This is a genomic window from Rheinheimera sp., assembly GCF_036568245.1.
Taxonomy (GTDB): domain Bacteria; phylum Pseudomonadota; class Gammaproteobacteria; order Enterobacterales; family Alteromonadaceae; genus Alishewanella.
This window is the reverse complement of the sequence record NZ_DATCSY010000169.1, coordinates 1-8,833: the sequence shown is the minus strand read 5'-3', so window position 1 is coordinate 8,833 and position 8,833 is coordinate 1. Positions and strand designations below refer to the sequence as shown.

Here is an 8,833-nt window from a genome sequence, read left to right as displayed (position 1 = left end):
AAATAGCGATAGCGTTTGGTATAACCTTACCTATCACTTTGTTTATTTTTACCAAGCTAGGCTTGTACCGCGCGGTAATCCGTTATATTGGCCAACATGCGTTAGGTGCTGTGCTTGCGGGTATTGTTAGCAGTGCTTTTGTGCTGGCGCTGCTTTTTGGTTTGTTGAAAGTTCATGATAAAGGCAGCCTGATTTTTGTCTACGCCATACTGGCGCTGATCAGTTCTGGCGGTTTGCGTTTACTGGCCCGAATGTTTCTGGTGCAGCGTAATAACGGTCACAAAGAGCGGGTACTGATATACGGTGCAGGGTCTTCAGGCCGCCAGTTAGCCCAGGCACTGATGAATGGTGAACAATATCACCCGGTAGTATTTGTTGATGATGATACTACACTACACCGCTCGACTATTCTGGGTATTCCGGTGGGGTCTCAGGCTCAGATCACCAGCCTGATTAAGTCTCACAATATCAGCCGTATTTTATTGGCAGTACCATCAGCCAGCAGGGGCCGCCGCAGAGAAGTACTTGATGCGTTAGAAGAGCTGCCGATCCCGGTACAATCCATACCTGGTATGAGTGATTTGATTGATGGCTCGATGCGCATCGATGAATTGCAGGATGTCAAAATTGAAGACTTATTGGGTCGTGACCCGGTAGCACCCAAAAACAAACTGATGCTGGCCAACATTGCCGGTAAAGCCGTTATGGTGACAGGCGCGGGTGGCTCTATAGGGTCGGAGTTATGCCGGCAGATTATTAATTACGAACCCAGAGTGCTGGTGCTGTTCGAGTGCTCAGAGTTTGCGCTATACAACATCGAGCAGGAACTTTCCACGCTGATCAAGCAACTACAACTTGATGTACAGATAGTGCCTATCATGGGGTCTGTACAGCGACAAAGTTTGCTTGAGAATGTGATGCGGGCATTTTCTGTGCAAACGGTTTATCACGCCGCCGCTTATAAACATGTACCTTTAGTCGAGTTTAATGTCACAGAGGGCGTGCTGAATAATATATTTGGTACCCATTGTGCGGCAGAGGCTGCGATTAACACTGCAGTAGAAACTTTTGTCCTGATTTCGACCGACAAAGCCGTGCGCCCGACCAATATTATGGGCGCAACCAAACGTATGGCAGAGCTGGTATTGCAGGCATTGTCGCAACGCCAGAGCAGTACCCGCTTTTGTATGGTGCGCTTTGGTAATGTGTTGGGCTCAAGCGGCTCTGTTGTACCTTTGTTTCGTGAACAGATCCGTCGTGGCGGGCCGGTCACGGTAACACACAAAGATATTATCCGTTATTTTATGACAATCCCTGAAGCCGCCCAGTTGGTTATTCAGGCCGGTGCCATGGGGCAGGGCGGCGATGTATTTGTGCTCGACATGGGCGAGCCGGTAAAAATAGCTGACCTTGCCCGCCGAATGGTGCATTTAATGGGGCTGGAAGTAAAAGATGAAGTACACCCCAACGGCGATATAGAAATTCTGTATACCGGGCTCAGGCCGGGTGAAAAGCTGTATGAAGAGCTGCTGATCAGCGGTAACGAGCAGCAGACTGATCACCCCCGCATTATGAAAGCGAACGAATCTGCACTTAGCTGGCATGCAATGCAGCAGCTGTTAACTAGCCTGAAAACAGTATGTGAAGACTACAATGTTGAGGCTATCAGAGCCCTGCTGCTGAATGAACATATTGCGTTTACACCATCCGACGGCAACTGCGATCTGGTCTCTCAGATATTAGTAAATGAAAATGTAGGTAGTAAAATTAAACGTGTTATTTAAATCAGCTGCGGCCCATTTTGATGTTATGGAGTCACCGCCACTTGTAACTATCTATATTGCAACTCAGAACCGCCCTGATATGCTTGCCAGGGCTGTAAACAGTTGTGTAGCGCAGACTTATTCGCCGCTTGAAGTAATAGTAGTAGATGATGGCTCTGAACAGGTTAATGCGCAGAAAAATCAGCAATTACTGGCTGACTATCCTCAGGTAAAATATATCCGCCTACAGCAGCCGTCCGGTGCACCGGTAGCCAGAAACACGGCTATTAATCTGGCGCAGGGCGAGTTTATTACCGGTCTGGATGATGATGATGAATTTAAACCAGAGCGGGTAAGCGAGTTAGTACAGCATTGGTATAGTAATTCTGACTGCGCTTTTTTATGTACCGGATATGCCGTTATTTCAGAAGGCAGTAGGGTATTTAATTTTGCGCGTCGGGCCAGGACAATAAATTATCAGCATTTGTTGTATGCGAATGTTGTTGGTAATCAGTTGTTTACGCTAACATCAACCTTACGGGCTATAGGCGGTTTTGACCCATCATTACCCAGCTGTCAGGATTACGATACCTGGTTGCGTTTAGCGGCAGCCTTTGGTAAAGGTTATCGTATTCCCAGTACCAGTTATGTATTGCATCAGGAGCATGAAGCCGGACGCATTTCCGCCTCAGAAAAACGTGAGACAGGCTACAAGTTATTGCTTGATAAACATCGTAAATTTATGACAAAGGCACAGCTTGCCAGTCATCATGTTAACTATGCGCTGCATAATAATAAGGCTTTTCCGTGGAGGGCATTTTTTCGATTGCCCTTGACACAGTGCTTCCGGGTACTAAAAACATTGTTAGTCCGACATGGCTGGAGCCGCCTGTTTGTCAGCAGAGGATTGCCGCGTTGAAATCACTCTGTTTTGTACATCAGTCCAAGGCTCAGTTACCTGAACTGCAAGCTTATGCGGAATATTTCCGTCAAAAATATCATGTTGTTATCAACACACCTGACGCGAATCTGCAAGGATACGATATCGTCTGGTTTTTTATGGGCTACTTCCATTATAAACCTCAGCCTCATCAGTTTATTGTGCATGAATATGCATCGCTATCTACACCGCCGTTTGCGAGGTTTAAAGACCAGTTAAAGCAGATGTTAAATATTCGTCCCCATCTGCGGGTATTTCAGAATCCTCGTCAAAGTGATTTACTCCAGTTTAATGACGATGTACCTGTTTGTTATCGGGATATGGGATTATCTGCTCACTTCACGACCCAACTGAATACGGACAAGAAATGCGATCTTATTTATGTCGGTTCGATGAACAATAGTAGACAATTAGAAAAAGCTATTGATGCCGTGCTGAAATTGCGTCCTCACGCCAGTATGTGGCTTGTAGGGCAACCAATGGCATACTTACAACGCCGCTATCAGCATCATGCAAACATCCGGTTCATAGGCGCAGTACCTAATAGCCAAATCCCTCAGCTACTGAATCAAGCCAGATTCGGGTTGAACTATGTGCCAGACGTTTACCCATACAATTTCCAGACATCTACCAAAATGTTAGAGTATGTAGCGTGCGGGCTGCCGGTTATTGGTAATAAAACTGCCTGGGTTAACAGTTTTCTGGCAACCCACAAGCTGCCATATCATGATATTCATCAGTTAGCTGTGTGGCCTACACCTGCGGCCGTGACTATTTCTGCAGAGGTTTTACAAAGTTGGAGTTGGCAGCAACGAATAGCTGACGCTGGCTTTGAAACTATTTTACCTTAATAACGTTAGACGAATCGGCAGTTACCTTGTTCATGCCAGAGGCATACGGTAATATGCGACAACATTGTAATAAGTCAGTTTACACAACGGGATATTCCATGAAATTTAAGCAAGTTCGCGGTTTTACGCTGATAGAACTATTGATAGTTATCGTGATTGTTGGCTTGTTAGCCTCACTGGTTGCACCAGAAATGTTTTCTAAAGTTGATTCTTCCCGAATTAAAACAGCTAAAGCACAAATGGAGCTGTTGGAGACCTCACTCAATACATACCGTTTAGACATGGGCAATTATCCTGAAAACCTAAGCGAGCTGGTTAAAAGTGAAAACAAAAACTGGGACGGCCCCTACTTGCCTAAAGAGGTTCCTGTTGACCCGTGGGGTAATCCTTATGTGTATAGTAATAAAAGCGATGCCGGCATAGGTTTTTCTCTGATGTCTTATGGCCGTGACGGCCGACCAGGCGGCGAAGGCGATGATGCGGACATTATTCACAAATGAGTGCTCTACCGGCCCTATTGCAACAAAGCTTTGCCGTAAGTACTGCTGATATCGAGAAGGCAACTGCATTTCAACGTAAGTACGGGGGGCAGCTGGAGCAAATACTTGTCAGTATGGGCAGTCTCTCTTCTGAAACCTTACCGGATATTTATGCCAGGTTGCTGCGTTTGCCTATGTTGTCCGATACACAGCTGGATAGTTGGCAATTACCGGAGCAAGCTCGCGGGTTACCTGTTGAGTTGCTGGCTGAAAAAGGTTGGCTGCCGTTTGCCTTTACTGAGGAAGCCTGGCATTTTGCTACCACAGCGCCATTGAATAAAGATGCGCAAGAGATAGTTGTTTCTCTTGGTTTATCCTGCCAGTTAAGCGTTGTCACTAATGAACAGTTCAACAAGATGGCTGCATTAGCCAGACAAGTTGATGACAATGCTGTAAGCGGAGAGCTTACTTCTGTTGAAGAATCCAGGTTAAGAGAGCTTGCTTCAGAAGCGCCAACCGTTAATTTACTCAACGCCCTGATCACTAAAGCGTTACGGCAACGTGCATCTGACATGCATGTTGAACCAGCAGGCAGCCGTGGAAAGGTACGGTTTCGCATTGACGGTGTACTGCAGGATATAGAGACAATTCCGGCAACATTGTTACTACCAGTTATTACGCGTTTAAAGATCCTCAGTAACATGGATATTGCCGAAAAGCGCCGGCCGCAGGACGGTAAAATAGAAATGCGCATCGGCGGTATAGATTTAGATATCCGTGTTTCTGCTCTGCCGTTAAACGACGGTGAGAGCGTAGTAATGCGTTTTTTACGCAAAGATGCTATTCGTTACGATATGGCGGTGCTTGGTATAGCGCCAGATATCGAACAAAAGATATTGCAGGATATTCAAACCACCGCAGGCGTTATTTTACTAACCGGCCCAACCGGTTCAGGTAAAACCACCAGCCTTTACACCTTTTTAAATAAGCTTAATACACCTGGAGTGAAGATAATCACACTGGAAGATCCGGTGGAATATCAGCTTGACGGCATCAATCAGGTACAGGTACAGGCTGATATTGGTTTTGATTTCGCGGCTGGTCTTCGCAGTATTGTGCGGCAAGACCCTGACATCATTATGTTGGGTGAAATCCGTGATAAGGAGACAACAGGCATTGCTATGCAGTCTGCCCTGACTGGCCACCTGGTGTTTTCGACGGTGCACACCAATGATGCCCCCAGTGCTTATACCCGTTTGCTGGATTTAGGCGTTGAAGAGTTTTTGCTCAATGCAGCGCTGGTTTCTATCGTCGCACAACGGCTTGTCAGGCGCCTTTGTGAGCACTGCGCAGCTCCTGCCGCTAATGCAGAAGAGCTGACAGAGCGTTATCAGTTGCAGCACTACGCTGATGAACTTAACAATGGCCAACTTAATTTATGTCAGGCCGTTGGCTGCGAGCATTGTAATCACTCTGGTTATAAAGGGCGGGTCGCGATAATTGAGTATTTACGCTGCAGTGATGAGATTAAAGCGCTGCCCAAAGATCAGAACTTTATTCAACAGGCGCGTAAAGTAAACAAGCAACAACAAGGCAGAACATTACTGGAAGATGGCTTGTTAAAAGCGATGCAGGGTACAACTACCATCGATGAAGTATTAAGGGTAGCAGGCTGATGCCACAGTTTGAATATGAGGGGTTTGATAAATCCGGTGCGCGCGTAAACGGCAGTATTGTTGCCGATTCGTTAATGCAAGCGCAGCAGCAACTGAAACAACAAGGTTTATTGCTAAAAACAGTTAAAGAGGAAACGGCACTTAGCCAGTCTGAAAGTCTCTTTAGTACTGACAAAGTGGGTATTGCCGATATCGAGTTTCTTACCGCTGAATTATCATTGCTATTGGATTCAGGCTTAAAAATAGACAAAGGTATTGAGCTGCTAAAATCGGCGAACAAAAAAACATCACTGACCAGGCTGTTAAATAAAATCAGTGCTGAATTACGCAGCGGTAAACAACTATCACAAGTACTGGCAGGATTTCCGGAGTACTTTGATCCGCTTTATATCAATTTAGTCAGCATTGGTGAAAAAACTGGCAAGCTAGCTGATATCTTCCGGCAACTAGCCGAAGATCTGGCTTTCAGGCGCGATTTACAGAAAAAAATCTCCCAGGCACTCACTTACCCTATGGTTATTTTGTTTGTCTGTATTGCTTCAGTGTTGTTTATTTTTAATTACGTTGTGCCAAATATGGCTACTATGTTTGAGCGTCAACAAGATTTACCCTTTTACACTACCCTGTTGCTTAGCACGTCTGCCTGGTTACAGCAATACCAGTGGTATCTCTTCATTGCTTTGCTACTAGCTGGCTTTGCTCTGGTGCAAGGTAAAAAGCAGCCTGCATTTCAACAACGCTGGCAATGGCTGGCTATCCGCTTGCCAGTAGTATCTTCCGCTATTATGTTGGTCGAGCGCATTCGCTTTAACAGCGGGCTGGCGATGATGTTACAAGCCGGTGTAGCGGTAGATCAGGCAATGGATTTAGCAAATGGTAATATCAGACAACCTGAGCTTAGTGCTGAAATGCAAATTGCGATCGGTAAAATAAAACGTGGTGAACAGCTATCTGCTGCATTAAGACAAACCCGATTGTTTCCTGACTTTTTTGCCTCTTTGCTCAGTGTCGGCGAGGAAAGTGGTGAATTGGCGCGGATTTTTCACGAAATTGCCCAGCGCAGCCAAAGACAATTTACCGACTGGGTGACCCGCTTTACCAGTTTACTTGAACCGCTTCTAATTCTGGTAATGGGCGGCATTGTCGGTGGTGTGGTTGTTATTATGATGCTCAGTATTACCTCTGCCACAGACGTTGGTTTGTAACCGCATTCTGTTATGAAAAAGCGTAACGGTTTTACCTTAATCGAGTTACTGGTAGTCATTGCCATTATGACGACAGTGCTAACTCTGGTCGCACCTTTGATGATAGCTCAGGTAGATAAAACCAAAGCCGCAGCTGAGTTTGCTGAAGCAAAACAATATATTTTAGACAGTCGCAAAGTGGCCTTTTTAAAAGGGCAGGTTGTCAATTTTAGCTTCGATGGTAAACAATTACGCCGCGATATCGCCTCTGAAAGTGTAGTGCTGGAATTTAAGTATCTTTTTTTCCCTCGGCAGCAGTTGCAGATAAATGCCAATGGTTTTGTTGACAAGACTCTGATCAATGTTATTACCGATAAAAAACAGCAAAACATCGAGCTTGCGGAGTTACAGTGAATATTTCTCGTGGACTGACGCTGATAGAGGTTCTGGTCGCTGCAGTAATTTTATTTGCAGCATTAAGCTTAAGTGTGGTGAGTATCCAGTCATTAAGGCAAAGTAGCGCGCAAGCTGAAAAAATAATTAAAACGCTGCAGCCCACACGTATGATAGCACTTAGCATACAGCAGAAAATTCGGAGTAAGCCTGAAGAAAGCTTATCTGGTAGCGGCAGGATAAACAAGTTAACTTACAGCTGGCAAGCAAATGTTATTGCCAAAGGTTCTGCTCCGCAACGTTTTGATTTGGATAGCGGTAGTGTCAGCGTGCCACCCGAACGCTTTTGGTTATACCAAGTAGATCTTGAACTTAGCTATGCCGGACGCACTGAGCAACTGCAGTTTAAGGAGCTGGCATGGTTGCCTCTGGTGTTTTAAAAAATGGGTTTACGTTAGTTGAGCTGCTGATTGCCATGACAATCATGCTTACCATGCTTGTATTATCTGGCACAGCTTATCAGCTTTATACTGATACCTGGCGGAGGGATTTGTCTCGTATCGATGAAGCATTTCAACAGTTCCACTACTCAGACCTGTTGCTTGATGCTATGCAGGCTATATTGCCTTTATCGGTTTCAGATAAAGGACTTAATGCCTATTACTTTTTAGGTCGCGAAGAAGGATTTACAGCAGTAACTTACGCGCCAATTTATAATATCGGTTATCCCGCTGTGATCAGGGTTTTTCGCGAGCAGAATGAAATAGGTAGTTACCGCCTTGTCTATGAAGAAGCATCTTTGCAACATACCGTTTTAAAAGATGCCGATCAGGAGCTACCATTTAGCTATCGCCAAATTATTGCGGATAATTTAAGCGATTTATCATTTAGTTACTACGGATGGGAAAATCTTGATGTCAGGGTTGCATCGCAAGATGAATTTAATGCGCAGGTAAGCGCTGCACCGAGATGGTATAGTGAATTTGATTCTCTGAATAGGCATCTGCATCCAGAACAAATAAAAATAGCATTTGGTGATTTTGTATTACAGTTCACTATCCCTGACAGAAGCCGTGTTAATGCTTTATATGCTGAGGAGAACCCAGCGTGAAGCAGCGCGGTATAGCATTAATCCAGGTACTTATACTTAGCACAATTTTGACAGTTATATTACTGTCAATGAATCATCAAGCCCGCCAGCATCTCCGCCTGGCATCAGCCGTGCAGCAATACACCGCCGCTAATATGAAGCTGCACAGCGCAGAGGCTGAAATTATATTTACTATGCTGTCAAACCTGCCTGCAGTGTTAGAAAAGAATACTGATAGCAATGGCTCGCGCTGGAACTTTCACGGTGAGCCATTTTTATTTAACGATGTAACATTAAACATTCAGGACACATCTGGTTTAATCAGCGCGTCGAGTCCTAACAGCGGTTTACTCAGTCAATTTACGTTACGGACATTAGGCTCGGAGCAAAGAGGAAGGGAAATCGCTGCTGCATTGGCAGATTGGCAAGATAAGAATGACTTGCCACAACTGGATGG

10 protein-coding genes are annotated in these 8,833 nt (G+C 45.2%); all 10 read left to right on the top strand.

All coding sequences use genetic code 11. The features are described from left to right. On the top strand, positions 1-1,784 hold a 1,784-nt coding region (locus VIN66_RS07415), incomplete at its 5' end, for a nucleoside-diphosphate sugar epimerase/dehydratase (protein WP_331923387.1). 25 nt (positions 1,785-1,809) lie between these two features. Next, entirely contained in the window at positions 1,810-2,682 is an 873-nt protein-coding gene (locus VIN66_RS07410; protein WP_331923388.1) for a glycosyltransferase, read from the top strand. Then, positions 2,679-3,554 carry a glycosyltransferase gene (locus VIN66_RS07405; RefSeq protein WP_331923386.1) on the top strand — a complete coding sequence of 292 codons (876 nt, stop codon included), beginning with the start codon at positions 2,679-2,681 and terminating at the stop codon, positions 3,552-3,554. The genes VIN66_RS07410 and VIN66_RS07405 overlap by 4 nt, the downstream gene beginning before the upstream one ends. A gap of 98 nt (positions 3,555-3,652) precedes the next feature. Beyond that, positions 3,653-4,054 (top strand): type II secretion system major pseudopilin GspG, encoded by a 402-nt coding sequence (gene gspG, locus VIN66_RS07400; RefSeq protein WP_331923385.1) that lies wholly within the window; start codon positions 3,653-3,655, stop codon positions 4,052-4,054. Continuing rightward, positions 4,051-5,709 (top strand): GspE/PulE family protein, encoded by a 1,659-nt coding sequence (locus tag VIN66_RS07395; protein ID WP_331923384.1) that lies wholly within the window; start codon positions 4,051-4,053, stop codon positions 5,707-5,709. Before gspG ends, VIN66_RS07395 begins: the two co-directional genes overlap by 4 nt. Continuing rightward, positions 5,709-6,914, top strand: coding sequence for a type II secretion system F family protein (locus VIN66_RS07390; protein ID WP_331923383.1), 1,206 nt, complete (start codon positions 5,709-5,711; stop codon positions 6,912-6,914). Before VIN66_RS07395 ends, VIN66_RS07390 begins: the two co-directional genes overlap by 1 nt. 12 nt (positions 6,915-6,926) lie before the next feature. After that, positions 6,927-7,307, top strand: a complete 381-nt coding sequence (locus VIN66_RS07385; protein ID WP_331923382.1) for a type II secretion system protein — start codon at positions 6,927-6,929, stop codon at positions 7,305-7,307. After that, positions 7,304-7,726 carry a hypothetical protein gene (locus VIN66_RS07380; protein WP_331923381.1) on the top strand — a complete coding sequence of 141 codons (423 nt, stop codon included), beginning with the start codon at positions 7,304-7,306 and terminating at the stop codon, positions 7,724-7,726. Before VIN66_RS07385 ends, VIN66_RS07380 begins: the two co-directional genes overlap by 4 nt. Continuing rightward, entirely contained in the window at positions 7,705-8,397 is a 693-nt protein-coding gene (locus VIN66_RS07375) for a type II secretion system protein (protein WP_331923380.1), read from the top strand. The genes VIN66_RS07380 and VIN66_RS07375 overlap by 22 nt, the downstream gene beginning before the upstream one ends. A 110-nt stretch (positions 8,398-8,507) precedes the next feature. Beyond that, positions 8,508-8,833, top strand: a 326-nt coding sequence (locus VIN66_RS07370; protein ID WP_331923379.1) for a hypothetical protein, incomplete at its 3' end; no start/stop codon positions are given.